The sequence below is a fragment of the Rhizobium sp. BK112 genome (assembly GCF_014193215.1).
Classification (GTDB): domain Bacteria; phylum Pseudomonadota; class Alphaproteobacteria; order Rhizobiales; family Rhizobiaceae; genus Rhizobium; species Rhizobium anhuiense.
Genome location: NZ_JACHYZ010000016.1, coordinates 57434 through 82934 on the forward strand (window position 1 = coordinate 57434; position 25501 = coordinate 82934).

The 25501-nt window shown below is 59.0% G+C and carries 31 protein-coding genes, 1 pseudogene and 1 riboswitch; of the genes and pseudogenes, 12 read left to right on the forward strand and 20 right to left on the reverse strand.

Translation table 11 applies throughout. The annotated features are described in order from the left end of the window. The first annotated feature begins 9 nt into the window (after positions 1–9). The 7 genes from FHT75_RS30715 to FHT75_RS30745 all read left to right on the forward strand — a co-directional run bounded on the left by FHT75_RS30715 (position 10) and on the right by FHT75_RS30745 (position 8056). Positions 10–780 carry an SDR family NAD(P)-dependent oxidoreductase gene (locus FHT75_RS30715; protein ID WP_183845710.1) on the forward strand — a complete coding sequence of 257 codons (771 nt, stop codon included), beginning with the start codon at positions 10–12 and terminating at the stop codon, positions 778–780. Between the two features lie 188 nt (positions 781–968). Beyond that, positions 969–1982: a 2-keto-3-deoxygluconate permease gene (locus FHT75_RS30720; RefSeq protein WP_210299140.1), complete on the forward strand. Its 1014-nt coding sequence runs from the start codon at positions 969–971 to the stop codon at positions 1980–1982. Between the two features lie 483 nt (positions 1983–2465). Beyond that, a complete protein-coding gene (locus tag FHT75_RS30725; RefSeq protein WP_183845711.1) occupies positions 2466–4031 on the forward strand; it encodes a sugar ABC transporter ATP-binding protein in 1566 nt (521 codons plus the stop codon). Continuing rightward, positions 4028–5233 carry a sugar ABC transporter permease gene (locus tag FHT75_RS30730; RefSeq protein WP_183845712.1) on the forward strand — a complete coding sequence of 402 codons (1206 nt, stop codon included), beginning with the start codon at positions 4028–4030 and terminating at the stop codon, positions 5231–5233. Before FHT75_RS30725 ends, FHT75_RS30730 begins: the two co-directional genes overlap by 4 nt. 75 nt (positions 5234–5308) lie before the next feature. Continuing rightward, positions 5309–6346 (forward strand): substrate-binding domain-containing protein, encoded by a 1038-nt coding sequence (locus FHT75_RS30735; RefSeq protein ID WP_183845713.1) that lies wholly within the window; start codon positions 5309–5311, stop codon positions 6344–6346. Between the two features lie 82 nt (positions 6347–6428). Then, the gene (locus FHT75_RS30740) at positions 6429–7208 is read left to right on the forward strand and encodes a cyclase family protein (RefSeq protein WP_183845714.1); all 780 of its coding nucleotides are present in this window, start codon (positions 6429–6431) and stop codon (positions 7206–7208) included. A gap of 131 nt (positions 7209–7339) precedes the next feature. Beyond that, on the forward strand, positions 7340–8056 hold the full coding sequence (locus FHT75_RS30745; RefSeq protein WP_183845715.1) for a GntR family transcriptional regulator: 717 nt from the start codon (positions 7340–7342) through the stop codon (positions 8054–8056). A gap of 176 nt (positions 8057–8232) precedes the next feature. Here FHT75_RS30745 and FHT75_RS30750 read toward each other — a convergent pair whose 3' ends face one another. Next, positions 8233–9132: an AraC family transcriptional regulator gene (locus FHT75_RS30750; RefSeq protein ID WP_131591283.1), complete on the reverse strand. Its 900-nt coding sequence runs from the start codon at positions 9130–9132 to the stop codon at positions 8233–8235. Between the two features lie 172 nt (positions 9133–9304). Here FHT75_RS30750 and FHT75_RS30755 point away from each other — a divergent pair, with 172 nt between their 5' ends. From FHT75_RS30755 to FHT75_RS30770, 4 genes are all read left to right on the forward strand, one after another. Next, positions 9305–10063: an SDR family NAD(P)-dependent oxidoreductase gene (locus FHT75_RS30755; protein WP_183845716.1), complete on the forward strand. Its 759-nt coding sequence runs from the start codon at positions 9305–9307 to the stop codon at positions 10061–10063. 29 nt (positions 10064–10092) lie between these two features. After that, positions 10093–10767, forward strand: a complete 675-nt coding sequence (locus tag FHT75_RS30760; protein ID WP_183845717.1) for a glutathione S-transferase family protein — start codon at positions 10093–10095, stop codon at positions 10765–10767. A gap of 25 nt (positions 10768–10792) precedes the next feature. Then, positions 10793–11389, forward strand: coding sequence for an isochorismatase family cysteine hydrolase (locus FHT75_RS30765; RefSeq protein WP_018517415.1), 597 nt, complete (start codon positions 10793–10795; stop codon positions 11387–11389). A gap of 75 nt (positions 11390–11464) precedes the next feature. Then, positions 11465–11752, forward strand: a complete 288-nt coding sequence (locus tag FHT75_RS30770) for a putative quinol monooxygenase (RefSeq protein WP_210299141.1) — start codon at positions 11465–11467, stop codon at positions 11750–11752. A gap of 236 nt (positions 11753–11988) precedes the next feature. On the opposite strand, the gene FHT75_RS30775 is transcribed toward FHT75_RS30770, so the two are convergent. The 7 genes from FHT75_RS30775 to FHT75_RS30805 form a co-directional block, all read right to left on the reverse strand. Next, the gene (locus tag FHT75_RS30775) at positions 11989–12282 is read right to left on the reverse strand and encodes a type II toxin-antitoxin system RelE/ParE family toxin (RefSeq protein ID WP_183845718.1); all 294 of its coding nucleotides are present in this window, start codon (positions 12280–12282) and stop codon (positions 11989–11991) included. A gap of 2 nt (positions 12283–12284) precedes the next feature. After that, complete coding sequence (locus tag FHT75_RS30780; RefSeq protein WP_131591469.1) at positions 12285–12563, reverse strand: type II toxin-antitoxin system ParD family antitoxin; 279 nt, start codon at positions 12561–12563, stop codon at positions 12285–12287. A 249-nt stretch (positions 12564–12812) separates the two neighbouring features. Continuing rightward, complete coding sequence (locus tag FHT75_RS30785) at positions 12813–12980, reverse strand: hypothetical protein (protein WP_246713324.1); 168 nt, start codon at positions 12978–12980, stop codon at positions 12813–12815. 33 nt (positions 12981–13013) lie between these two features. Further along, the gene (locus FHT75_RS30790) at positions 13014–13280 is read right to left on the reverse strand and encodes a type II toxin-antitoxin system ParD family antitoxin (protein ID WP_183845665.1); all 267 of its coding nucleotides are present in this window, start codon (positions 13278–13280) and stop codon (positions 13014–13016) included. 193 nt (positions 13281–13473) lie between these two features. Continuing rightward, positions 13474–14238 carry a slipin family protein gene (locus tag FHT75_RS30795; RefSeq protein WP_003550345.1) on the reverse strand — a complete coding sequence of 255 codons (765 nt, stop codon included), beginning with the start codon at positions 14236–14238 and terminating at the stop codon, positions 13474–13476. Between the two features lie 28 nt (positions 14239–14266). Further along, entirely contained in the window at positions 14267–15616 is a 1350-nt protein-coding gene (locus FHT75_RS30800; protein WP_183845664.1) for an NfeD family protein, read from the reverse strand. Positions 15617–16026: 410 nt separating this feature from the next. After that, entirely contained in the window at positions 16027–16941 is a 915-nt protein-coding gene (locus FHT75_RS30805) for a LysR family transcriptional regulator (RefSeq protein WP_018245366.1), read from the reverse strand. A 112-nt stretch (positions 16942–17053) separates the two neighbouring features. Between FHT75_RS30805 and FHT75_RS30810 the strand changes: the two genes are divergently transcribed. Further along, positions 17054–17446, forward strand: a complete 393-nt coding sequence (locus FHT75_RS30810; protein WP_183845663.1) for a limonene-1,2-epoxide hydrolase family protein — start codon at positions 17054–17056, stop codon at positions 17444–17446. 276 nt (positions 17447–17722) lie between these two features. On the opposite strand, the gene FHT75_RS30815 is transcribed toward FHT75_RS30810, so the two are convergent. The 12 genes and pseudogenes from FHT75_RS30815 to FHT75_RS30870 all read right to left on the reverse strand — a co-directional run bounded on the left by FHT75_RS30815 (position 17723) and on the right by FHT75_RS30870 (position 24658). Continuing rightward, positions 17723–17866, reverse strand: coding sequence for a hypothetical protein (locus FHT75_RS30815; RefSeq protein WP_165504952.1), 144 nt, complete (start codon positions 17864–17866; stop codon positions 17723–17725). 127 nt (positions 17867–17993) lie between these two features. After that, positions 17994–18209: pseudogene (locus FHT75_RS30820) on the reverse strand (AAA family ATPase); the annotation flags it as partial. 132 nt (positions 18210–18341) lie between these two features. Beyond that, complete coding sequence (gene rpsU / locus FHT75_RS30825; RefSeq protein ID WP_018517427.1) at positions 18342–18581, reverse strand: 30S ribosomal protein S21; 240 nt, start codon at positions 18579–18581, stop codon at positions 18342–18344. A 332-nt stretch (positions 18582–18913) separates the two neighbouring features. Continuing rightward, a complete protein-coding gene (locus tag FHT75_RS30830; RefSeq protein WP_027686797.1) occupies positions 18914–19939 on the reverse strand; it encodes a GlxA family transcriptional regulator in 1026 nt (341 codons plus the stop codon). Positions 19940–20010: 71 nt separating this feature from the next. Further along, the gene (locus tag FHT75_RS30835; RefSeq protein WP_312865398.1) at positions 20011–20274 is read right to left on the reverse strand and encodes a hypothetical protein; all 264 of its coding nucleotides are present in this window, start codon (positions 20272–20274) and stop codon (positions 20011–20013) included. Between the two features lies 1 nt (position 20275). Next, entirely contained in the window at positions 20276–21001 is a 726-nt protein-coding gene (locus FHT75_RS30840; protein WP_183845661.1) for a CbtA family protein, read from the reverse strand. Positions 21002–21014: 13 nt separating this feature from the next. Further along, positions 21015–21203: a CbtB domain-containing protein gene (locus FHT75_RS30845; protein WP_246713023.1), complete on the reverse strand. Its 189-nt coding sequence runs from the start codon at positions 21201–21203 to the stop codon at positions 21015–21017. A gap of 164 nt (positions 21204–21367) precedes the next feature. Then, positions 21368–21694: a nitrile hydratase accessory protein gene (locus FHT75_RS30850; RefSeq protein ID WP_168332196.1), complete on the reverse strand. Its 327-nt coding sequence runs from the start codon at positions 21692–21694 to the stop codon at positions 21368–21370. Between the two features lie 9 nt (positions 21695–21703). Next, a complete protein-coding gene (nthA, locus tag FHT75_RS30855) occupies positions 21704–22321 on the reverse strand; it encodes a nitrile hydratase subunit alpha (RefSeq protein ID WP_018245356.1) in 618 nt (205 codons plus the stop codon). Between the two features lie 43 nt (positions 22322–22364). Then, on the reverse strand, positions 22365–23108 hold the full coding sequence (nthB, locus tag FHT75_RS30860; protein WP_183845660.1) for a nitrile hydratase subunit beta: 744 nt from the start codon (positions 23106–23108) through the stop codon (positions 22365–22367). Between the two features lie 36 nt (positions 23109–23144). After that, a complete protein-coding gene (locus FHT75_RS30865) occupies positions 23145–23645 on the reverse strand; it encodes a DUF1097 domain-containing protein (RefSeq protein ID WP_018245354.1) in 501 nt (166 codons plus the stop codon). A 38-nt stretch (positions 23646–23683) separates the two neighbouring features. Further along, on the reverse strand, positions 23684–24658 hold the full coding sequence (locus tag FHT75_RS30870; RefSeq protein WP_018517433.1) for a CobW family GTP-binding protein: 975 nt from the start codon (positions 24656–24658) through the stop codon (positions 23684–23686). Positions 24659–25277: 619 nt separating this feature from the next. Next, a riboswitch (TPP riboswitch) is annotated at positions 25278–25410 on the forward strand. Positions 25411–25501: the final 91 nt, after the last annotated feature.

Consider the following 25501-nt stretch of genomic DNA (forward strand, 5'->3'; position numbering starts at 1 on the left):
GGAAACGACTTGCCAGACGAGAATGAAACAAGAGTTGCACTTGTGACCGGTTCCGCAATGGGCATCGGATTTGCGATTGCGCACCAACTCGCGTTGGATGGCTTTGCGGTTATCATTGCCGACATCAACAAGGAAGCCGCAGAAAAAGCTGCGGATGACCTGAGAGCTGCCAAGCTCAAAGCCGAGTCAGTCGTGATGGATGTCGGCAATCCAGCTTCGATCGCGGAGGCATTTAAAGCTGTTGAGGCCGAACATGGTCGCTGCGATGTCCTCGTCAATAATGCCGGCATCGCCAAGACATTTCCATTTATCGACTTTCCTTATGACAACTGGGCTGCAACGATCAACATCAACGTAACAGGGTCACTGCTGTGCAGTCAGCATGCCGCGCGGCTTATGCAGCGATCGGGTTGGGGCAGGATCATCAACATTGCGTCTGTGGCGGGCGAGCGAGCCGTGGGACATGGCCGGACCGCATACGGTGTGTCAAAGGCAGCAGTCATCGGCCTGACCAGGCAGATGGCTGCTGAACTTGCGACCTACGGCATCACCAGCAATGCCGTTGCGCCCGGTCCCGTGGACACACCGCTGACCGAGGTTCTCCACTCTGCGGAGTTCAGGGCTACATACACGGCAGCCATTCCGGCGAGGCGTTACGGGAAACCGAGCGAGATTGCGTCGACCGTCTCGTTTCTGGCGTCTGAGGGCGCAAGCTATGTGAATGGTGCGATTATTCCAGTAGACGGCGGCTTTCTCGCAGCCGGGGCGCTCCCGACTTAGACCGGGATCGCTGCGGCAAAGTGAGCCGTGCGGAGGAAAATGAGCGTCGGTGTGGCGTACGGCCGTTTTGGGACAAAGGCCCCTCAGCTGCTGGCACCTCACGCGACGTAGAATTGAGCAGAAATTCAACAGTCAACAAAACAACGTGCAATACCTGGGAGGTAGGGCGCGCAGAAGGGGTGTGCCTAATGGAAAAAATGCAATTCAAACAGGGGTCTTCGTCAATTCCTTTCTTCAAGACGATGCAAAAAGTCCCGGCTGGGATGATGCTGATCCCGCTCATACTGGGCGTTCTGATCAACTCATTTGCACCAGACGCGCTGAAGATTGGCGGTTTCACCCAAGCATTGTTCAAAGACGGTGCCCTAGCTCTGATCGGACTGCTGATCTTTGCAACCGGTGCGCAGATCACCGGGAGCCACAGTGGCAAGGCAGCCGCTGCCACCACCGGCGTGGTGCTATTGTGCAAGACCCTTATCCCGGCGGCGATCGCCGTTGTTCTGGGGCTCATATTCGGGCTTGAAGGCTTCTGGGGGGTCTCGATACTGGCCTTGCTTGCGATTATGGGCAACAGTAACGGAGCCCTGTGGCTGGCTTTCGCCGGCGAGTACGGCGACGAGCGAGACACAGGCGCCTATGTCGCCAGCGCCTTCGATGATGGTCCGTTTCTCGCCATGATCTTTCTGGGCGCATCCGGCCTCGGGCAGATCCCGTTCATGGCTCTCGTTGCCGCGATTGTCCCGTTTGCTCTGGGTCTGATGGTCGGCGCTGTCGATCGCGAGTGGACCCGTGTACTCGATAGCGTGCCGAGCATCACCATCCCCTTTATGTCCTTTGCCGTTGGAACCGGCATCAGCTTGGGCACAGTACTGACGGGTGGAGTTCAGGGCCTATTCCTTGGCGTTGGCGTCGTTGTTTTCACAGGCGGGCTCACTTACCTCGGCTATCGCTTTTTGTTGCGCCGTGGTTCGAAGAGCGGCATTGGCTTCGCTGCAGGTACAACTGCCGGCAACGCTGTTGCCGTGCCTATGGCCGTCGCCGTCGCAGATCCCCGCTTCCTGCCCTTCGTAGAATCGGCCACCGCGCAAACTGCGACAGCAGTCCTGGTTACCGCCATTCTGGCCCCAATCGTCGCTTCCTGGGTTCTCAAGCGCTCCGGCGGTCTCACTGTGCACGATCCTGTGGCCGTGAGTGTGGTGTAACGAGCCTCCTGTAGGAGAACGGGTACGTGATTTCTCTTCTAGACCCACTCATCGCCCCGGTGAAACGCACTGCCAGCCAGCGCGTTTCAAAGAGCGATCTTCAGGTCGAGGATCCTGGTCAAGAGCAGCAAGAAACGAGGCCTGAACCACGAGCTTTGAATGACATTTCATTGACATGTCAACAATATGTCACTATCGTTATGTTGGGAGATTGGCGCGGGCGAGCAAGGAGTGGCTCAGTCCGGTACAAAAATCTGAATTGATAAATGAGCTTGATGTACTGCCACATCTGGATGTGATGCAGCTAAGCAAATTAGACCAGAACGCGACCTCGCGGGAGGCTGCCTGGTGCCGTTAATGGCACTGTGACCTCGCTGCCAACAGGCGAACCGGACTTGCACGAAAAAGCCTGACAACGACGACGCCGATTTCGCGGCGTTGCCCGGACAAATGTACATCATTCGTTGGAGGAGGAGCCGCGACATGAGTGCTGAGGTAACTACAGCAAGTATTGATGATTTGGACGGCGGAAATCTTGCCGCCAGGGTCTGCGGCATCGATAAAAAGTTCGGCGTGGTGCACGCACTTAAAGGCGTTTCCATTTCGTTTAATCGTGGGGATGTTCACGCGATCGCGGGCGAAAACGGCGCTGGCAAATCAACGCTCATGAAGATCTTGTCGGGCGTGATCGGCGGCTACGACGGACATATCGAGATCGAAGGCGAACGCTGTCGCTTTGACAGCATCCGTGATGCTGAAAGGCACGGCGTGTTTCTGGTTCCACAGGAACTCAATGTCGTGCCGGAACTGCGGGTTGGTGAATACCTGTTCCTCAATCGGGAACCTCGCCGCTGGGGCATGGTGGATACGAAGACGCTGTGGGCAGACGCGGTCCGCTGGCTGGCAGTCTTCAAACTCGACCTGTCTCCGCTGCTACGCATGGGCGACCTGAGCACGCACCAGCAGCAACTCGTCAGCATCGCTCGGGCCATGACCCAAGGTGTGAAACTGCTCATCCTCGATGAGCCGACGTCGAACCTGACCGAGCGTGAGACCGAACTGATGTTCGAGCAGATTTCCGATCTGCATACGCACGGCGTGACCTCCATCTACATCTCTCACCGGCTCCACGAGTTCGAGCGCATCGCAAACGCGGTGACAGTGATGCGCGACGGCGCGGTCGTCGATCATTTCCGCCTCCAGGGGCAATCAGATACACCACGTCGCGTCGTTCAGGCCATGGTCGGGCGAGACCTGACGGAAATGTATCCCAAGCTCGCTGTCGTAGCTGGCAAGTCAAAATTATCTCTGCGGGAATGGACCATTCCAAATCGCGGGCCGGGGCGTGCCAATCTCGTTGAAAATCTGAATCTCGATGTCCGCGCAGGCGAGGTCCTCGGGATATTCGGCCTGCTCGGTTCCGGAGCCTTCGACCTGACGCGCTCGCTCTTCGGAGCCCATGAGGCGAAGGTGCGGGGTAGGATGGAGATCGGCGGCCGTGCCGTCAGCGTCGTAAGTCCCAGAGACGCCATTCGCAGCGGCATCGCATACATTCCCGCCGAGAGAAAACGCGACGGGCTGATTGAAGCTCACTCGATCACGAGCAATATGACCCTGGCCGCACTCAGTCGTCTCACGCACTTCGGGGTTCTTGATCGCTATGCCGAACTGAAGCGCGTGCAGCAGTATGTGACGAGCCTCAAGGTCAAGTGTGGGTCTGTAGAACAGCCGATTTCGCAGCTTTCGGGCGGAAATCAGCAGAAGGTCGTTGCGGCGAAATGGCTGCTCACCGCACCGGAGGTCTTTATACTCGAAGAGCCGACGCGAGGCGTGGACATCAATGCACGCGTCGATTTCTACGCGCTTGTCAACGACCTCGCTGCGGCGGGCAAGGCAATCATCATCGTATCCACCGATTTGCCGGAGGTGCTGGGCATGTCGGACCGTGTGTTGGCCATGCTCGAGGGGAGGATCGTGCGTGAATGGCCCCGGGGCGAGGCAACGGAGGAGGACGTGATGACAGCAGCTGCAGGTGGATCCAGGCAATGAACATGAGCGCGAGGACAACAGTGACGGCACAAACGACTACGAACAAGGGAGGGACATTCCGGAATCTGCCAGAAATGTTGTCTCATGGCGAGCTTCGGCTGCTGCCGCTGATCATCGTTCTGATGGTGGTCTGGATGGTGATGCAGTATCTCACTGGCGGGCTCTTTCTCAGTGCCCGCAATCTTACCAATTTGAGTGGCCAGGTCGCTATCACCGCACTGCTGACATCCGGCGCCGTCTTGATAATGATCCCGGGCTTCATCGATCTTTCTCTAGGCGCAACCGTTGCTGCCGCCGCCGTGATAGCCGCAATGGCTGGGGCCCAGTTCGAGCTTCCGCTTTGGCAGACCATCGTGGTCACCTTGGGCTTCGGCTTGGTGATCGGTCTTTGGCACGCTTTTTGGATCGCGTGGATGAAGGTGCCTTCCTTCATCGTGACCCTTGGCAGTCTGCTTGCCATACGCGGCTTATCGCTCGTCATCACCAATGCCGAGACGATATCGCCGAGCCCGGATATCCTTGTGATCTCGGACACGTCCTTGTCGGCAACGCTGAGTATTGTCGTCTTGATGGCCTTCTGGCTCGCCTTTGCACTGCTGCAGTTGCGGGAATGGAGGGCTCGGACGCAAGCTGGCATCAAGTCGTCATTTTTTTCCGTCGTCGGCATACCGGTGGTGTCGGTCGGGATCTTTGCATGCGGTGTCATGGTCGTGGCCGTTAGCTACAGGGGTTTGCCTCTGCCAGTGGTTTTCGTTCTGGCGGTTGTCGCCCTGACCGGCTGGCTGCTGCGTTACACTGCGTTCGGCCGACGGCTTTACGCCATTGGCGGTAATCGCCAAGCGGCCTTGCTTGCCGGGATCAATATTCGGGCACATGTCTCGATGGTATTCGCTTTCATGGGGCTGCTCTACGGTTTGGCCGGGCTTGTTCTGGTTGCGCGTCTCGACAGCGCGCCGCCAGGCGCAATGCAGGGGCTCGAACTTAACGTCATCGCCGCAGCCGTGATCGGCGGAACCAGCCTCATGGGTGGCAGGGGAACCGTGGCTGGTGCGGTCATCGGCGCAATCCTGATGGAAAGCTTGTCCAACGGTATGAGCCTCATGAACCTGCCGTCTGCCTACCAGTCCATCACCGTCGGTCTCGTACTTCTCTTTGCAGTTTACGCAGATATGCGCGGACGCGGCGGAAGATTTGGAGACTGATCGAAGCAATCTTCGACAACATGCTGGCTATCGAATTGTCGCCGATGAGTGCGACAGAAACTGGGAGAGAGAAACATGACAGACAAAGTGAAGAAGTCCGGCATCACACGCCGGCACACGCTCGGCATCGCCGGTGCAGGTTTGCTGGCAGCGCTGGTGAACTTCAAGGCCGTTCATGCTCAAGACAAGAAACTGAAGGTCGGCTTGATCATGCCGAATTACGATCAGCTTCGCTGGAAGAACGCCGACCAGGCATTCTTCGAGAAGCAGGCTGCCGAAATGGGTATCGAGGTCCTTGCCCAGGCCTCCAACGCGTCGGAATCGCTGCAGGCGAGCCAGGTTGAGAACATGCTCACGCAAGGCATCGATGTTCTCGTCCTTACCCCGGTCAATGCGAACGCGGCCAACGCGCTGATCCGCAAGGCCAAGCAGGCCAGCGTTCCGGTTATCAACTACAACTTCCTGATCAATAAGGGCGACGTTGTCTGCTTCCTTGGCCGTGATGCGGTGGAAATGGGCGAAAAAATTGCCCAGGCCGCTGTAAGCGCCCACCCGAAGGGCAACTATGTAATCGCCGCCGGCGAGGAATCGACCAGCGTTGCCAAAGAGACACGTCAGGGCTTCCTCAACGTGCTCAAACCCTTTCTGGACAAGGGGGACATCAAGCTGGTGTCTGACCAGTTCAACAAGAATTGGTCGACCGACAGCGCGCGTGCGCAGGTTGAGAACGCTCTGACGAAGAACAATAACGATGTCGTCGCCGTCCTTTGCGGCAACGACGGCACTGCCTACGGAGCCGTCCAGGCCCTGCAGGCACAAGGGCTCGGCGGCAAGGTCTTCGTCACAGGTGTCGATGCCGAGCCACGCGCACAGGAACTCATAAATCAGGGCCTGATGGCGCTGTCCAACTTCACGGCCTTCGACCAGATGGGCGTCGAGGCTGCCAAGGCCGCCTTTGCGGTGGGGCAGGGCAAACCGATCGAAGCCTCCGCCACGGTTAACAATGGCCTCAAGGATGTGCCCTGGATCAAGATCCTGAACTTCAATGTCACCAAGGACAATCTCGATCAGGCTAGCACGGACTTTCCTTGGTGGTTCGCCAAACAGGGTTGAACCCTTGCAGATCCTCAGGCGCCCCACGGCGCCTGAGGTAAACCTGGAAGAATAAAATGCTTGTCACGGAAGAAGACGCTACGTGGAGACGATCGTGAACAACCGGTTGAATCATGCCGGAAACCAGTCCGGTCTTGCCGCCCAGCTCGGAGCGATGCTTAGAAGCATGCGAGTCGTGGATTTGTCGCCGACGCTTGAGCGTGGAATTCCAAACTGGCCGATGCATCCGCCGCTCGTGATCGACAAGGCGAGACTGAAGGCGCGCGATGGATATTACAGCCAGTTGCTGATGATTTCTGAACATACCGGCACGCACGTCGACGCGCCTGCGCATTTTCACGATGACCTTATGCACGTGACAATCGATACCTTCCCACCAGACGTGCTTATTGCGCCCGCAGTGCTCTACGATTTTTCGGACAAGCATCTCCAACCAGGAGATTTGATTTCTTTGGACATGGTGAAGACCTACGAGGCGGAAAAAGGCGTGCAGGTCGGAGAGGACGAAATTCCGTTGATCAACTTCGGCTGGATGCAGCGTTTCTGGCGCACCGACGATCAGAGTACCTGGTTTGTCAAAAACGCTCCGGGAATCCAGGAGGATGCGATCATCTACTTCAAGGAGAGAGGCATACGCGCGATCGGCTGCGATACCGTTGCATGCGATATGGCCGTGATCGATGGTGTCGGTCAAGAGACGACAGGGCACACCACCCACTGGTTGCCAAACGGCATATTGATTATTGAGATGCTCACCAACCTCCATCAGCTTTCTCTGCGCAGCCTCTTTGTTGCCACTCCTATAAAAATCAAGGAAGGTTCGGGGTCGCCAATTCGTCCTGTCGCTTTCTGTGAATCGTGAAACGTGCTCTTATTAAAGTCAGCAGTTGGTAGCTTTTCTTGAACGCGCGTTCGTTCAATTTACGGGGCTAACATTCGCGGCGTCTGCAATCGAAACTGAAATTGCTTGGCTGATTGTGAAGGAGAACCTGCATGAAACACAATTCTAGCCCCGATCATGAAGATGGCGGCCCGAAGCGTGTTCTGCTGCGTGATGAAGCATACCAGACGATCAAAGAGTTCCTGCTCACCGAAGAGTCTGAAGAGGTCCTATCGGAACGAACGCTTGCATCGCGGTTCAAGCTGGGTCTTGCGCCCGTGCGATCTGCAGTCGAACGTCTTCGGGCGGAGGGATTGCTAACGGCTGTGATGAACAGCGGTCTCCGCCTCCCGGAAATCACCGCCCGTGAAATCTTGGATTTCTATGAGATGCGGATGGTGATCGAGGTGCATGTCGTCGCCTCGCTCACAGGCAAACTTTCGGATGATCAATTAAAACAACTGTACGCGATACTGGACGAGCAGGATATCTGCGCAGAAACACGCAATACGAACCGCTACCACCAGCTTGATCTGGACTTTCATACAACGCTTGCCGAACTGCATGGAAATTCCGAGATGGTTCGGACCCTGCAACAGATGCGAGACAAAATGTACAGGCTTTCGCGGCGCCTGCACAGAATTCATCCCGAGCGGCTGAGTTTGAACGCGCAACAGCACAGGGCGATTGTAGACGCAATACGCGAAGGTGAGATCGATAAGTCGCGTAGGAGCATGCAGGCGCATCTGGCCTGGGGACGTGCATTCACCCTCGATCCCAACGGGCGAATGGGAGGGGACTGGCAGCGATTAACGGTCGCTGCAGGCTGATCCTAAAACTGGCGAAGGCTGTAGATTGTGTCGTCCGCGAGAGGAAAGCTTGGACTGATCGGAGGAACGTTGCGGAAGGTATTGCGCCCGACTGTTACAACCTCAGTTTGAGCTAGCCATGGCGCGAACAACGCCGAATTCGCTCGACAGCCTGTGCTCAATAACAACGAAGCCATCTAACTGATCGTATGGTCGCTGATCGACTGCCTAAGCCGGCGAACGTCGCGGACGGGCGGAGCCCCGAATTGCCGCAGATATTCGCGGCTGAACTGAGAGGCGCTTTCATAGCCGACCGCATAGGCGACGTCGGAGGCACTATGGTCGCCGGCGAGCAGCAACTGGCGCGCCTCCTGAAGGCGTATCTGCTTCTGATACTGGATCGGGCTCAATCCAGTTAGCGCGAGAAAGTGGCGATGCAGGCTCGCACGGCTCATGCCAGCAGCTTCGCACAGAGCCTCGATCCGCAGCCGCGTATTACCGCGGTCGCGGATCCATTCGACCGCGCGGCGGATGCCGCCGATCGCGCCTTCTGGGCGGGCGATGTGGCGCAACAGTCGCCCTTGCGGGCCCTGCAGGAGACGATAAAGCAATTCGCGTTCGGCCATCGGCGCGAGCGCCGGGATGTCCGCAGGCGTGTCGAGCAACGCCAGCAGTCGCAGCAGCGTGTCGCGCAGCGGCGGAGTCATCGGATTGATCGCGATGCCGCTGCCTGGTGCGTCCGCGTCGCGCACCGCCGGCATCGTCGATGCGACCTCGGCCAGAAGTGCCGGATCAAGGACTAACGAAATCGCCACATAAGGACTGCCGTCGTCAGCGTCATGGATCTGGCCGCTCAAAGGCAGATCGAGCGCGCTGACCAGATATTGAGACGCGTCGTAGCGCAGGAGGTCGTCGTGGATGGCCACCTCTTTCGATCCCTGCAGAATGAAGCAGATCATCGAGCGGTAGAGACACGGTGACGTTCCCGAGGTCGTTTGTCCTACGCCGATTTCCAGGCGCGGGATCGGCGTCAGGGTCATTCCGGTCCGCCCGTGGCGGAGCGCGATATCGCGATGCGGCTGTAGGTTGTCGGTCATGCCAAGGAGTATGACACCATTTCTCCCATCTGCAAAGCGCTTGAGACAATTAGGCAAGCAATTGAGAGCATTAGGCGGGGCGTCGGACTCACCAATCGCCTATTTGACTGGCAGCGAATGCGGCGCCCCAGCGGCGTGCCATCCGATAATCAGAATCACGAGGAAGGTAGCCATGTCTCAGAAGATCGCACTCATTACTGGTGCCAGCCGCGGCCTCGGTCGCAGCATGGCGCTGCATCTCGCCAAGCGTGGTGTGGGCGTCATCGGTACCTACCGAAACAGCGCCGCAGAAGCCCAGACGCTGGTCGACGAGATCGAAGCCCTGGGCGGAACGGCGGCGATGCTGGCGCTCGACATCACCGATACGGCAAGCTTTTCCGGCTTCGCGCAGGCTGTCACCGACACGCTTAGGACGACCTTTGGGACCGACCGGTTCGATTATCTGGTCAACAACGGCGGCGAGGGCCTCTACGCAATGGTTGCCGAGGCGAGCGAGGAGCAGTTCGACCAGATGGTCGACATGCACCTGCGCGGGCCGCTGTTTCTGACCCAGAAGCTGCTGCCGCTGATCGTCGACGGCGGGCGCATCCTCAACGTGTCCTCGGGTTTTGTTCGCACGACGATGGCAGGCTACGGCCTCTACGGCGCCGCCAAGGCGGCGATGCAGACGCTGACCAAGTTCATGGCGGTCGAACTGGGCGCACGCCAGATCCGCGTCAACGCGATCGCGCCGGGCGCCATCGCCACCGACTTCGCCGGCGGCCGGGTGCGCGACGACAAGCAAATCAACGACTTTGTTGCCGGTAATATCGCGCTCGGCCGCGTCGGCCAGCCCGACGACATCGGTGGCGCGGTCGCCGCAATCCTGTCCGATGATCTCGGTTGGGCCAACGGCACGACGTTTGACGTGTCGGGCGGCCAGTCGCTCTGATCTCCATTCCAGCACATCGAGACACCGTCATGACCGAGCAAAGCCTCACTCTTGTCAGCCACCCGCTGTGCCCATTCGTTCAGCGTGCCGCGATCGTCCTCCTCGAAAAGGGGGTGGCGTTCGACCGGGTCAACGTCGAACTATCGGCCAAGCCTGACTGGTTTCTGGCCCTGTCGCCGACCGGCAAGGTGCCGGTGCTGAAGGTGCGCCAACCGAACGGTGGGGAGGCGATCCTCTTCGAAAGCGTGGTTATCTGCGAATATCTGAACGAGACGCAGGGTGGCGCGGCGATGTACCCCGACGATGCATTGCTGCGTGCACGGCATCGCGCCTGGATCGAATTCGCCACCCAGACCTTTGCCGAGGGCTGGCAGTTCCTTCACGCAAAGGACATGGCGACCGCCGACGCCAGGCGAGCCGCCTTCCGTGATCGGCTGAGCAAGATCGAAGCGGAACTGGGCGACGGCCCGTATTTCGCCGGGGCGAACTTTGGTCTGGTCGATGCGGTCTACGCACCGCTGTTCCGCTATTTCGGGATCATCGATCCGGAAGTGGCGGACCCGATCTTTGCTGGCCTGCCACGTGTGACGGCGTGGCGCGCGGCACTTGCCGAGCGATCCAGCGTCAAGAACGCCGTGATCGACACCTGTCCCGACCTATTTCGCGACCACCTGCGCCAGCAAGGCGCGATGATCGCGGCTTAACAACCAGAATTCCAAGGAGTATACCATGACCGACCCATCCAATAGCGCGCTGATCCTGATCGAATATGTCAACGACTGGCTCTCCCCGACCGGCGGCATTTATCCGGTGTTTCAGGACCGGGAGCAGGTCGACACCGCGATCGCCAATTCGAAGATCATCCTCGAAGAGGCCCGCCGTCGCGGCCTGCACGTGATCCACGCAGCGCTGAAGTTCGAGCCGACCTTCAAGGTGCTGGGCGAGGCCAAGTACGGCCTGCGTAAGATGACGCGCGACCATGGCGCGTTCCTGGGCGAGCAGGCCGATTTCTTCCCCGGCTTCGAGCCGGCGGAAGGCGAGCATGTCGTTCGCGAGCGCGCCGGCGGCAGCAGCGTCTTCGTCGGAACCACGCTCGACGGCTACTTGCGCAACAACCGCATCGACGAGATCTACCTGTCGGGCTTTTCGCTGCGCCAGTGCGTCGAGTCTTCGATGCGCAATGCCCACGACCTCGGCTACCACACCAACGTCATCTACGACGCGTCGGCCGGCTATACCCGCAAGCAAAAGGACGACTTCGTGGCCGAGATCGCACCCTTCTACGCCAACGCTATCACCACGCAGGAATTCGTGTCGCACGAGTGAACTACCACCGCCCGGCCCTTTCAGGGTCGGGCCTTGGTTTATCAAAGCTTCGGAGGCACTACGATCATTGGATTGATGGTCGAACTCGCAGTCACGCCTGACAGCGGTGCAGCATTCGAACGTGCCTTCGCCGTTCAGGCGGCTGCGGTACAGGCCAACGAACCGGGCAACCGCCTGTACGAACTGTTCAAGTCGACCACTCTGTCTGACAGCTACACGCTCGTTGAAATCTACGAGGATGATGCCGCGCTTCAGGCGCACCGCGCATCGCCGCACATGGCCGCCAATCGACCACTGACCGCGCCCTTTCTGGCCGGGCCGCCCGTCATGCAGGTGTTCGAGGTCATCGCGCACCGCCTCTGACCGGTGCGTTGGCCGGGCTCTTTTACCGAGGCGAGCTCATGGCTGACTTACCCGAAAGTCGCATCGGTTGAGTTTGCCGAACCGTCGCTTACATCTGGGCGTGGTTGCCCAATACTTGGACGACTATTTCTCGCATAGAACGAAGGTAACCTTAACTTTAGAGTTCCATAAATATGCTTACGCCTGAAAACGCATGCAATCCGAGATCTTATATGAGGGGTACCGCGAGCCCGCCGTTATATAATCACTTTGGAGGAAATCTTTCTGCGCCGGTGCAGGACGCGGGCGATTTCAATGGCCCTGCCACTGAGCCGATAAAGAGTCAGATACTCACCTGAAACGAGATGCAGAATGCCTGGCGCGATATCGTCGCGCGCAACCCCCGAGTAGGGGTGTCGGGCGAGATTGTCCCAGCGTGCTTCAATCGCGTCAAGAACACGGTCAGCCGCAGATATGTTGTCAATGGCTATGTAGGACCATATCTCGATCAGGTCCTCGTCCGCACGATTGGTTCGGATAATTGGAAGCATGGTTAGCGTTCGTGTCGTGCAGATTTTAATCGCTCGAGCGCTGCAGCTTTTACCTCTGCCATTGTCGTGCGGGAGCTTGGGCCGCTTTCGATGCCCTCCTGTACGAGCGCTCGCAGATCCTCGACGGTGTAGCCGAGCAAATCTCGTCGCTCCTTCCATTCGCGGACGGCATCACGGATGGCTTCACTCGTCGATGCATATTCGCCAGCATCGACCGCGCTTCGCACAAAGCCCGCCATTTCGGATGTCAGTGCAATCGTAATTTTCTCGACCGTCGCCATAGTTTCCAGCCTCCGATTTTACTGCTGAATGGTATGCGATTAGCGTACCGTACGCAAGTCATGACCATTTCATTCGAAGCAGCAAACAACGCCGGGAGCCGATTGATTATCCATTCCGTCCCAGTCGCCAACCAGTGGTCGTAGGTTCGAATCTATTCAAGGCGTGGGATTTGAACCGACGACCTTGCTGTTACAAGACCTATCTCTTTTCAAATGCTTTAGTAATCAGACATGGCTGGTTGCGTTCGCTTACTTCACAATGCGATAGGCGATATGCCGAGCGAGCGGCGTGTCGAGCATGCTGGTGGGCTCAAGCGTGATCTGATTGGGCATCGTGTCGAACAGCCGAGTCCCAGCACCAAAGAGCACCGGCACGATATGCAACTCGATTTCGTCGACGTTCGGCGATCTGCTCAAAATCGTTCTCCGCCTCGTCGGAAAATTCAAGGATCATGCCGATTTTTCGGCCTGATCAGCCATCATACTGTACTTTGCCTCAAGTCGGTCGAAGACATCGCTCGCCGGCTTAGTTCGGCCCGCCTCGGCATCGGCAATGCCGCGCATGATGGAAGCATCCAGTGCGGCAAGCCGGGTCTCCCGGTCCTGAACCAGTCGGACACCTTCGCGGAGGACTTCGCTTTTCGAGCCATAGCGACCTGTGTCGACAAGTTGCTGGATATAGGTTTCGAGCTGCTTTCCCAGATCGGCACTAATCATTCTGCTCTCCATCGGTTTTGATGCAGACAAGATATGTCGTTTATCAACTATTATTAAGCGTGATCGTTCTCTCTCTCTCTCTCTCTCTCTCTCTCCTTCTGTCCGCGCCGGCCATTGCTACCCTCAGCAATCTGGCTGAAGACACCTTGACCGCAGGACCATCGCTCCATCGGCAAAAACAACGCAGGCGTCGTCATCGGTCCGGTTTGGGCGGCATCAAATTGCCGAACTCCATCGGAAAAGGAAATATGATCGTCGAGGTCTTTTCGCCGGCGATGACGTTCAATGTACTCAAATAACGAAGTTGCATGGCCTCGGGTTGCCTGGCGAGGATTTCGGCTGCTTCAAGCAGTTTGGCTGCAGCCTGCTGTTCGCCTTCGGCATTGATGATCTTGGCGCGCCGCTCGCGCTCGGCTTCCGCCTGACGGGCAATTGCGCGGATCATCGATTCGTTGATGTCGACATGTTTGATCTCCACATTGGCGACCTTGATGCCCCAGGCATCGGTCTGGGCGTCGAGGATTTCCTGAATGTCGATGTTGAGCTTGTCGCGTTCCGCCAGCATCTCGTCGAGGTCATGTTTGCCGAGCACCGAGCGCAGTGTGGTCTGGGCGAGCTGGCTCGTCGCCATCATGAAGTCCTCGACCTGGATCGTCGACCTCTCGGGATCGACGACCCTGAAATAGATCACCGCGCTGACGCGGACCGAAACATTGTCATGCGAAATGACATCCTGGCCGGGCACGTCGAGCACCCGCGTGCGTAGGTCGACCCGCATCATCTGCTGGACATAGGGGATGAGCAGGATCAAGCCAGGCCCCTTGACACCGGTGAAACGGCCAAGCGTGAAAACCACGCCGCGTTCGTATTCGCGCAGGATCTTGATCGCAGATGCGACGACGACGAGCAGAATAAAGATGATCACAAGATAGAAGGCGAGATCTGCAAACATGCCCATGACTTTTTCTCCTGCATTCTGAGGGCCGTCAGGCCTCCTGCGAACTGCGGACCACTTCGAGCGTCAACCCATCCCGGCCGGTCACTTTCACACGGTCGCCGGCGGCGAGCGGCTCAGTTGAAATGGCCTTCCAGCGTTCGCCATGAGCGATGACGAAGCCCGAAATGCCCGTCCAGCTGTCGACCTTGCCTGAAATTCCGATCATCTGCTCGCCGCCGGTGACGACATCGTGCCGGCGCGAGATGAAGGCGAGACGGGCAATGACAAGGCTAAGAGCGAGGCAGGCGACGGCGATTGCGCCAAGCACCGACGAGGAAACCTTAAGCCCGGGTATGTCCGTGTCGAACAAGATGGTAGCGCCGAGCACCAGTGCGATGCCGCCGCCGACGCCGAGCGCGCCGAAGGACGGCGAATGCGCCTCGGCCACCGTCAGACCCACGCCGAGAATAATCAGCCCGAGGCCCGCAAAACTCACCGGCAGCAAGGCCAAAGCATAGAGACCAAGCAGCAGGCAGATGCCGCCGATCGTTCCCGGCACCAGCGTCCCGGGCGTCAGAAACTCAAAGATCAGGCCGTAGATACCGACCATCATCAAGATCAGCGCGATGTTCGGATCGGTGATCACCGAAAGCAGGCGGGTTCGCCAGTCTGGTTCAAGTTCCTGGACGATGAGACCCGATGTTTCGAGCCGGACATCCGTTTGACCGACCCGCACGACCCGGCCCTGCGCCTGTGCGAGGAGATCGTTTATATCGGCCGCCACGAAATCTATGACCTTCTCACGCAGAGCTGCGGCGGAGGAAAGGCTCGCGGCCTCGCGCACGGCGCGCTCCGCCCAGTCGGCGTTGCGATTGCGCAGTTCCGCAAGACCGCGGATATAGGCCACCGCATCGTTGATCGCCTTCGCCTCGCCGGCATCGCGCGGCACTTGCCGCTGCTTGCCGGTCGTATCAGGGCTGTCGTTTCGGTCACCATCGGATGGTCGGCCGCCAAGTGCGATCGGCGTCGCCGCACCCAGATTGGTGCCTGGTGCCATTGCCGCGATATGGCTTGCGTAAAGAATATAGGTGCCGGCGCTGGCGGCTCGTGCTCCGCTGGGTGCAACGAAACTCGCGACCGGTATCGAGGAGGCAAGGATCGCACGAATGATGTCGCGCATCGACGTGTCGAGACCGCCGGGCGTGTCGATCTGCAGGACAACCAGGCTGGCGCCACGTTCATTGGCCCGTTGAAGGCCGCGTCTTACATAGTCGGCCGTCGCCGGGCCAATCGCCCCGTTCATCTTCAGGACTATGGCGACACGCTCAGCTTCAGATGCGGGCGTCGCCAGGCCCAAAGCCGAGAACAACGTCAGCAGCAAAGCAAGGATTGACGGCATCCACCGCCAAAGCTCCAAACGCCACACAATCGTCCGCCGGACTCTCATATTCTGAAATATATGGCAGAACTGCGAAACGGTAAGAGACAAGTCTTTTCTCTGCGCCAGTCAAGCGCGGCTAGAAACATTGCAAGCGTCCCCCGCAGCACAATCCCATCCGCATGTGATCAGTTCGAGCGCTGCGACAGAGCAGGTCTCGGACCTCCGAGGGTTCGCCGATAGCGAAAAGCCGCTCGGCGGTTAGAGCCGAGCACGATCGCGCAGGACATGATTGAACCGATGGACGCCGAAGGTGTTGAACGCTTCTATATCCTCAGCCATGACCTTGGTGGCCCGGCCTCCGTCGCGCCGGCCTATTTGGCAGGTGACAGGGCAATCTCCCATTTCGTTCTTCGGGCTTCCGCGTTTTGTCAATCAGTTATAGGTAACGCCAACTCGCTTATGAGATTGTCGATCATCCACCTCCCACCCTGCCCGGGCGGCCGTGATCGCTTAAAAGCAATTGACAGGGGTATTGGCTTCCACCCATCCGGTGAATTCTCAACTTCGGTCCGAGGTCTCCGGAGGCGTCCTGTCTTCAAATCCTCTTCGACGAGATGGACTGGCATCAACCCCCACCCGAGGCCAGCACGCAGGAATTCCTGTTTCGAGCCCAGGTCGGCCACCCGCCAGACCTTCTGCGAAAACACCCCGAAAGATCGCCCAGTTGATCGAGAAGTCTTGTCTGATATTATAAGCTGGTTGTGCTGAGTTAACGCCGAATGCGTGATGGGTTCTCGTTCCATTGAAAGAGGGTGGCTACTTCCGACGACGAGACACATGGGTATGTCGCAAAGCGGTGTCGTCACGAATTCGGAGGGCGCGTCGGGCAAGGTGCCAATGACCGCAAACGAAGCCTGGCTGTCCCAGACGGTTTGCAACGTCGATCCGAGCGACTCCGAATATACCGAGAGAGTGGTATGAGGAAATTCCCGCCTGAACCTGTCTATGACGGCTGTCAGTCTCGATGTTGGCAGCATCACATCCACCGCGAACGCAAGTTCCGCTTCTATGTGACCCTGAAAGTTCGCCGCCTTGGCTCTGAACGCATCGGCTGCATCGAGCGCAGCCTTAGCGTCCGGCAACAATGCCCTGCCATGCTCAGTCAGTTCGGTGCGCCTACCATTCTTCCGGAATAGGGCATAACCAAGTTGCGACTCCGTGGCTATGACGGCCTCGCTGACCGCCGATTGCGCCTTGCCGAGGAAGCGTCCGGCCGCTGAAAGGCCTCCCTGCTCCGCTACGGCGACAAATGCCCTTAGGCGCTCAAGCGAAACGTCTTTCATACTAGCCCCATCGGAAAGTCCGATAAAACATATCGAGTTTCATCGGCTTCTCAAGCGACCTCTTGATGCTTATTCGAAATGAACAGCAGCGCCGAAAGCAATGGAGACATCAATGCCAGACTCTACACCAATTGAGATCGCCAGGACGTTTTTCGGCCACTGGAATGCCAATCGCGTCGACGAGGCCTTGGCAATGCTCGCTTCCGACGTTGTCTACGACAACGTCCCGCTCCCTAATATCGTCGGCGCTGACGCCGTCGCGAAATTCCACAAGGAGTTCGGCATCGGTACCGCATTCACCTTGGATTGGCAGGTGAAAGCGATCGCGGCAGACGGCAACGTCGTCCTGAACGAACGTGTTGACATCTTTCGTCACCAGAGTGGTGGTACCATTACGCTCCCCGTCATGGGGACCATCACGGTGGTTGACGGGAAGATTACCGTGTGGCGCGATTATTTCGACGCAGGTGATTTCGACCGGCAGCTGTCGCAGATCAAACTCTAAGCAGCAGAGCCAAGTCCATAAACACACCACCCTCCGCCGGGCCTTTCCAGGGGCGCAGCCGTGCGCCCTCGCGCATCGCTAGGAGAACACGAATGACCCCTCCGATATAGCTCGCCGTGATGTGCTAACGCTGATGGCCGCTGGAGTCGCCGTTAGCGGCCTGCCGCAACTGGCAGCAGCGACTTCGGCCGCGAAGGGCGTTTCCAAATCACAGAAGGCGTCTCCGCAAAACGCCGTTTGGAATCACGACTAGGTGGCTCTGCTGATCATTGACTATCAGCCCGAGATGTTCGCCGCGATCCGTCGGGAAAAAGACCTCACAAAGGGAAACACTTTCGCGCTCTGCGCAAGAAACAGCCCGGCTGTAGGTGCGACGCTGCGCAGCGCCGTTAAACCGATGCCGCTTACGTTGAAGCTCACGTCCAGACTTCCTGGTCGTGAGAAGCTCCGATGTAGTCTCCATGGAGAAAATTCCATTGCTCGTCCATGGAAAGAAGATCACAGACTAGGACGGCGAGGGCAACGTGGGGCCGGAACAGCGGATACGCAACAGCTCGGGCGCGCGCTGGATTTCGTCGATGATCGCCCGGTCAAGACCGCGGACGAATCCGGCGGGATCGGGCTGCGCAGCGGCGAGGACCGTCTGGTCGTCCAGCGTGATGTATTGGTGGCTCTCATCATCCATCTTTCGCACGAGCGTGGTTTTGCCCGCCCGGCGAGGCCCGACGATCAGGACAATTACGGTGGAATCATTTGCTGACATGCTCGCTGCCAACGCCGATCTCGAAGCTATCCGCTTGTCGTCGGACACCCCGTATGGCCTTCAGGAAAAGAACATCTCGGGCACGAGAAAGTCCTATCGTCGACTGACGAAAAATTCGTCGCCCGATCCCTGCTAGCGAGCGAAAGCTCTCGCCTTCTTGGGGACCGAGATACCGCTTTCCCGCTCAAGTTTTTTGCGAGCCAGCTTGCGGACACGCCTGATACCTTCGGCTTTTTCACGAGCACGTTTTTCGGAGGGTTTTTCAAAACGCTCCCGAAGTCTGGCCTCCCGGAAAACGCCCTCGCGCTGCAACTTCTTTTTCAAAAAACGGAGCGCTTGCTCAACGTTATTGTCACGTACCATAACTTGCATTCTAAACTCCCAAGGTCACTGACGCGTGCCTCATTAGATCTATGCACATTGATGATCAAGACTTGGAAGACAGTTTGTCTAGATTCTCTGTCGCAACCGCTTTCAAGAGCACGGTCGCAAATGGCTAGAGTAAGCTCTGCCCGCGATTGGCGGGTCAGAAGTTCATATCCTCTCAAGAGCTAGGTTTGGTCAGGCCGCTGCGCATGAGAAACGCCAACGGTGATTGGTCTCGTTGCGTAAGTTTCGGATGCAAGATCACAACCGAATCCGCCGGGATTTTCCTCTGACCTGAGTCCCCCTTCAGTTTTCGGGGATCAGGGCATGAACGTCCATTACAATCGCAGCTCCTGTCGGCGCGGCTGGCGGGTCTCATAAACCATATACTTGGATCGTTCGATACCGGCAGGCGCGGAACGTTGAAAGCGGCCACGATAGTGGTTTGGGCTCACTCCGATCGTTCGCGCAAAGGCGCGGCGCATCGCATTGACGTCGCTAAAGCCGCACATGGCGGCGATCTTCTGCAGCGGCTGGGCGGTATCCTCCAGCAGACGGCGGGCAGCGTCGGTTCGCGCCGCCGTGACGAAGTCCGCTGGCGTCATGCCGAGCTCGCGGCGGAACACCCGGGCGAAATTGCGTTTGCTCATGCCGATTTTCTGCGCCAGATCATCTACAGCGAGCGAAGCGCCGAGGTTTGCCAGCACATATTCCTGCGCCTTTTGGATCAGCGTCGTTTCCGACATCTGGCCGACGAGATGGGCGCTGAACTGCGATTGTCCGCCTGGACGCTTCATGAACATCACCATGTAGCGGGCAACGATCATCGCGACATCGCGCCCGTGATCTTCTTCGACCAGCGAGAGCGCCAGATCGATGCCCGATGTGACGCCCGCAGCCGTTATGAGTGCACCGTCGCGAATATAGATCGCATCGGGATCGAGATCGATTGCCGGAAAGTCCCTGGCGAACTTGCCGGCACATTCCCAATGCGTCGTTACGTTCTTTCCGTCGAGCAGCCCCGCAGCCGCCAACAGGAACACGCCGGTACAGATCGACCCGAAGCGCCGGACCGTCGGCACCCGCCGCTGCAGCCACGCGATAACCTCGGGATCGATCGTCTGGAACGACGGATCGCCAGCGACAAGCAGTGTGTCGATCGGCTCGTCCGGGTCGAAGATCGTCCGGTCGGCGAGGAACCGGAGTTTGCCCGTTCCGTTGACGGACGCCGCTCCTGTCGACATGATCTGTATGTCGTATGCATCCGTGTCGCCAAGCCTTTGGGCGGCTTCCCAGAAGACCTCGGCGGGGCCGACGATATCCAGAGACTGGACCCCGGGCGGGGAAAGAATAACAATGCGCATTGCCTTGACCCCTGTTGCGATGCGGATCCGGAAACGCCCGCATGTTCAATTCATGCAATTAGCCTGCCAGCTTACGAAAGGCTGCGGCGGATCTGCCGGCTGTCGAGATGAAAATTCCGCTTTGCCGGTGCCTCGCTGGCCTCGATCCTCTGCCGGGCGGCACTGAGCAACGCAGGGGCGTTCCGCCTGGCGAAGGCGAGGCATTCGTCCGGCGAAGGCCTGGCGCCGAGCAATGTCCGCAGCGCAAACCGGTGGACGAAACAGTGGCCGCCGTTGCCGGCGTCAAACTGCAGCGAGTCGATATCCTCGCGCCATGTCAGGTGCAACTCTTCCACCCTATGCCTCGAAACGCCGGAAGAACGTGCCCGTCAGCGATCCGAGCAGCGCCCAGAAGACGAGGCTGGTCATGGCTGCGGCGGCGATGAACTGATGTTCGAGCGCTTCCGGAGCCAGCGCATGCCGGCCCTCTGGCGCGGCTGGCGCACCGATCACATGCGGAGCCGCGATCAGCACGATGGCGGCGACCGCCGTCCACGGCTTCCTGTGAAAGGCGATCAGGGCGAGGCCGCAAGCCGTCGCAGCCGCCGTCGCTATCCACCAGACCTGCCGGTCGGCAAGCGGCGCGGATGGCGTGCCCGGCAGTTCGGGCGGCAATCCCAGCAACGGCGCGATCATCACGCAGGCAAAACCCGCCAGCCCCCACATCAGCCCTTCGCGCCAGCCGAGCGCCTTGCCGCGCATCGAGATCAGCCCGGTCAGCGCCAGCGCATAGCCGATGGCAGTGAGAATGTTGGCGGCCAGCGTGAAGGCCGTCCGTTCGACGCCGTCGGCCGGCTCCCAACCTCCCTCTTCATGGTCATGAGCGGCCATCGCCCCATGATCGTGTCCGGCGGGAACAGCGGCTGCGGCGCCTGCCGCCGGCAGTGCCTCACCCGCTTTCTCGTAGACTTCAGCCTTGGCGATGAGCTGGCTCGTGCCGAAGAACTGGACGGCCGTGACAGCGGTTCCGACGATACTGCCGACGAGCACCGCGGTGAAGACGATCGAGCGAAACAGCGACATTGTCATTCTCCTCTCAGTGGCACGGAAACGCGTTGGCGTGGCGCGAGTCATGCGCAGCATTGTGGACGATTTCGATATGCGAGAAGCCGACAAAGCCGACGATCATGAGGCCAACGCAGGCGGCAATCGCCGACTGAAGCAGCCTCGTGGCGGAAGCGGTGGCAACAGGTGCCGAGGATGAGACGATATAGGGCGTGGACATCGGAAAACCTTTCGACATGGCGCCTTTGGCGCCGATAACATGTTGACTGAAGGGCCAGCGCATAACCCCGAAATCGGAATCGATTTCGGAAAGGACCATGCGCCAATTCAAAGTGATAGAACGTCCTTGGCGCGTCCTGCGGGACGCGCGGCGCTCTATGGTGATCAGGCCGCGAAGGCGGCCTTGATCTCGTCTGCGTCGATGACGCCGGATTTCGCCACGGCCTTTTCGAGGGCGGCCAGGAAATGGTCATAATAATTCCAGGAGGATCGATCGACTGGATGGGCCGCTTCCCAGGCGCTGATCGTGCTGATCAGCTCGTCGCGGAAGTCGTCCCATTCGAAGAAGCCGTCCTTGGCGAGCGCAAGCGCCATGCCGAAGGCCTTTCGCTCCCACTCGCTGCCGAAGCAGAGCGAGCCGTTCGCCCGCGGCGGGTTGTCGGTGCTGCCCATCATCTCGGTGACGGCGAAATGCTCGAATTGCGTCAGCATGTCCCCTCCTCACGCTGCCCTGGCGACGGCGACACCCATCATCGCTTCGGGCGTGACCAGGGCCTCGAGTTCCGCTTCGGAAAGCCCGTCCGTGCCGGCCGGGCGTTCCGGCACGACGAACCAGCGGATCTGGGCGCTGGAATCCCAGACCTTGATCTCGACCGCATCGGGAACCGCCAGCCCGAACTCCGTCAGTACGGCGCGCGGCTCGCGGGCGGCACGGCTGCGGAAGGTCGGGTCCTTGTACCAGTAGGGCGGCAGGCCGAGCACCGGCCACGGATAGCAGGAGCAAAGCGTGCAGATGATGAGGTTATGGACATGGGGGGCGTTGGCCACCGCGCGCATGTGTTCGCCCTCGGCGCCCGCCATGCCCTCGGGCAACTGAAGTTCGGCGATGGCCTTCGGCGTGTCGGCGACGAGCCTGTCCTTGAACGCCGGGTCGACCCAGGCGCGCGCGACGATCTTGGCGCCGTTGAACGGCCCCATCTTTGTCTCGAAGAAATCGAGGACTGTATCGACGGTTTTGTCGGTGATCACGCCCTTTTTGATCAGCAGGGCTTCCAGGGCTTTGACGCGGGCAGCGCTGTAGGCTTCCCGGTCCTGGCGATAGTGAAAACGGTCCATCATTGTTGTGGCTCCTTGACTGGAATGGCGGCGACTGGTGTGCGTCTCAGGCGGCCTTGGAGGCTTCGCCGGCTTCCGGTGCCTCGACATAGTGGGCGTAGAGATCGGCATAGAGGCTGAAATTCTTCTCGGCATTATCGGGCCAGAGGTCACTCGGTTCGAAGCGAACGCAGTAGACCGGCATCGCCGCGCCGACGCCGTCGGGGCCGGTGTCGCAGAGATAGGTGTAAGCCCCGTCATAGACGGTCTCGATCGTTCCGAACTTGTTGCGGAGGAAACCGGGCAGCCTCGTATGCTCGACGGTCGGCACATCGCGGATCGCCACCGTATCGCCGACTTTGAATTCGAAGGTCACGCCGACGTCGCGCTTGGGGCTGTCGCCTTCGACTAGATATTGCACGACGCGCCGGTCGATCGCCTCATCGCCGGCCTCGTGCAGCGGCTTCGACGGCGCGTTGTAATATTCCCCCGTCAGCGCATCGAGCTCTTCTGCCGTGATATAGCCGTTGTCGATGAAGTATCCCGATATTCCGCCGAGCCACTTCTCGTAATAGCGAAACCTGAAATAATCGAACGGATTGAGGGACTCCGCCCCTTTCCTGAGGTCCGCCCAGGTCCAGATGGTCTTGAACGTCGATGGCGTCTCGGGAAGCGGAAGCTGCGGCGACAGCGCCATCATCGCCGTATGGATGCCGAAGATCCTGGTTTCCCAGACTTCGACGAAAACGCGCGTTTCCGTGCTCACGGGCCCCAGCCCCTCAAGGCCGCCAAGATAATGCTGAAGTTTCATGGGATCTTCCTTTATGGTGAATGGTGACGATGACGCTCAGGCGGTCGCGGATTTTTTGCCGGCCAGAAGCTGGGTTCCGATTTCCGAGAGCAGGCCGAAGACGCCGCCGAGCAGCATCGCGGCCATGGCGACGAGGGTCGGATGATTGAGACCTGAGGTGACGATCGTCGTGTCCGTCGCCGCGCTGGTGCCGACGAGAGAGGCGAAGCCGAAGACGATCGCCGGCGGAAAGTTCAAGATCGGGATGGCCGAGGCCAGGATCATTGCTGAGGTGCCGGCGCCGACCAGGATCGCCGCAAAGATCGGGTGGGCCGGGCCATACTGGATGATCAGCAGCGTGATCGAGGCGATGCCGATGCCGGTCCAGTTGGAAACGATCGATTTGACCAGCCCCTGGTTTCCGCCGCCGCAGGCGAAGAACGACGCCCAGGCGATGAAGGTGACCCACACGGGAACGGGAAATATCGTCGCGGTGATATAGGTGTCGATGGCGCCGAGCACACCGAGGCTGATCATTGCGGCAACGAGCGGGGGCATGGGTCTGTCTCCTTGTTGAGGGGTTGGGCGGATGCGCATCAGGATGCCAGCGCGCGCTGCTGGCTGAGGCAGCTCATGAAGCCGTCTCGAAGCATCGCGTCGTCGAGGTTCCTGCCGATGAAGACGATTTCGTTGAGCCGCTTTTCCGAAGGCCCCCAGGCCTTTCCGGGGCGTCCTTCAAGCGTCATGTGCACGCCGTGAAAGACATAGCGGCGCTGCTCGCCGTGGAGATTCAGCACGCCCTTCATGCGGAAGAGGTCCGTGCCGATCTCCTGAGCCAGGCGATTGAGCCAGACGTTCAGCGCCGCTGGATCGAGCGGGCCGAAGTCCTGGATCGCCACGCAACCGATGCTCTGGTCGTGCTCGTGTTCATGGTCCTTGAGAATATCGGGGTCGATAGACAGGATGTTCTTGAGGTCGAAGGCGCCGACGTCGAGCACCGCGGAGAGCTCGACCTTGCAATCCCTCGTCCGGATGATCCGGGCAAGCGGATTGATCCCGCGCAATTGCTGCTCGGTGGCGGCAAGGTCCTCGGCGCTCTCCAGGTCGATCTTGTTGAGCAGCAGCACGTCGGCAAAGCTGATCTGCTCCCTCGCCTCGTCCTGAGAGAGCTGTTGCTTCATATGGCGGGCATCGACGACGGTCACGATCGCATCAAGCTGCAGCCGCCTGGCGAGCGTTTCGTCGAGCAGGAAGGACTGGATGACCGGCGCCGGATCGGCAAGACCCGAAGTCTCGATGATGATGCGGTCGATTGGCCGTCCGGAGCGCAGCAGTTCGCCGATCGCGGCGATGAGATCGCCCCTGACAGTGCAGCAGATGCAGCCATTGTTCAGCTCGATGACCTCGTCCGCCGTCGGCACCACGAGCTTTCCATCGATGCCGACCTCCCCAAATTCGTTGACGATCACCGCTACGCTCTCGTTTTCGATTGAGGTGAGCAGGTGATTGAGAAGCGTGGTCTTGCCGGTCCCGAGAAACCCGGTCAGAATTGTCGTCGCAAGCTTTGTCATGCCTCATCCCCTTGCCGTCCGAGCACGCCTCCGCCGTCTCGGCCAAATGACCGGGCTGAAAAGGCGGCTCCGCTGCTGTTTGCTGGTCTGACCCCGCCGGAAGCGCCGATCAGACGAGGAGAATTACACTTGCAATACCGTCACGAGGCAAGAGACCTGATGTTTCATATTCGGCCAAATAAACCGCAAATTCTGCCATAATGATGAGCTTTTTGATTTTTGATTAAAAACTGATCATACTGTCTAATTATTGATCTTATTGCCCTTTTCCCGATCATTGACGGGATGAGCAATGAAAAAGAGTCTGGTTTGCGCAGCTTTGGCGAGGGACGCCATGCGCAAGTTGGCTTTTCGAGGGCATTCTATTGTCGCCGGCGAAAGTGGTGCCGCTAGGGGTGGTCGGGTGACAGCGGATGAGCACCGAGCCGTTGGCGATTGCTTTGCGTTCCTGGAGGTTCTGGCGGGGAATTGGGCCGGCGCTGAGCATGCCACTATTCGCTAAACTCCACGAAGCCAGTCAGCCCAGCGGCGCGATGAACAGAACTCAAGCGGTCGGGATATGGGTTCTGAATGGTGCCCTAAGGGCTTGACGGAGCGGCATTTCTCACAATAGCTTAGCCCTATTCACCAGGGGGGTCCCGCCAAGGGGCTGAGATACTGCTGGTCGGATCGGCTTTGGCCGCCCGAGGCGCAGTGACCCGTTGAACCTGATCCAGTTCATACTGGCGTAGGGACGGTGCGGGCGCTGCGGCAGCGAGGGCGGGTATCCGGCCTTCGGAATCCACGGCGTTTTTTCATCATTCCAACACTGGAACTGGGTCTCCAAACGTCAAAACTTGGAGC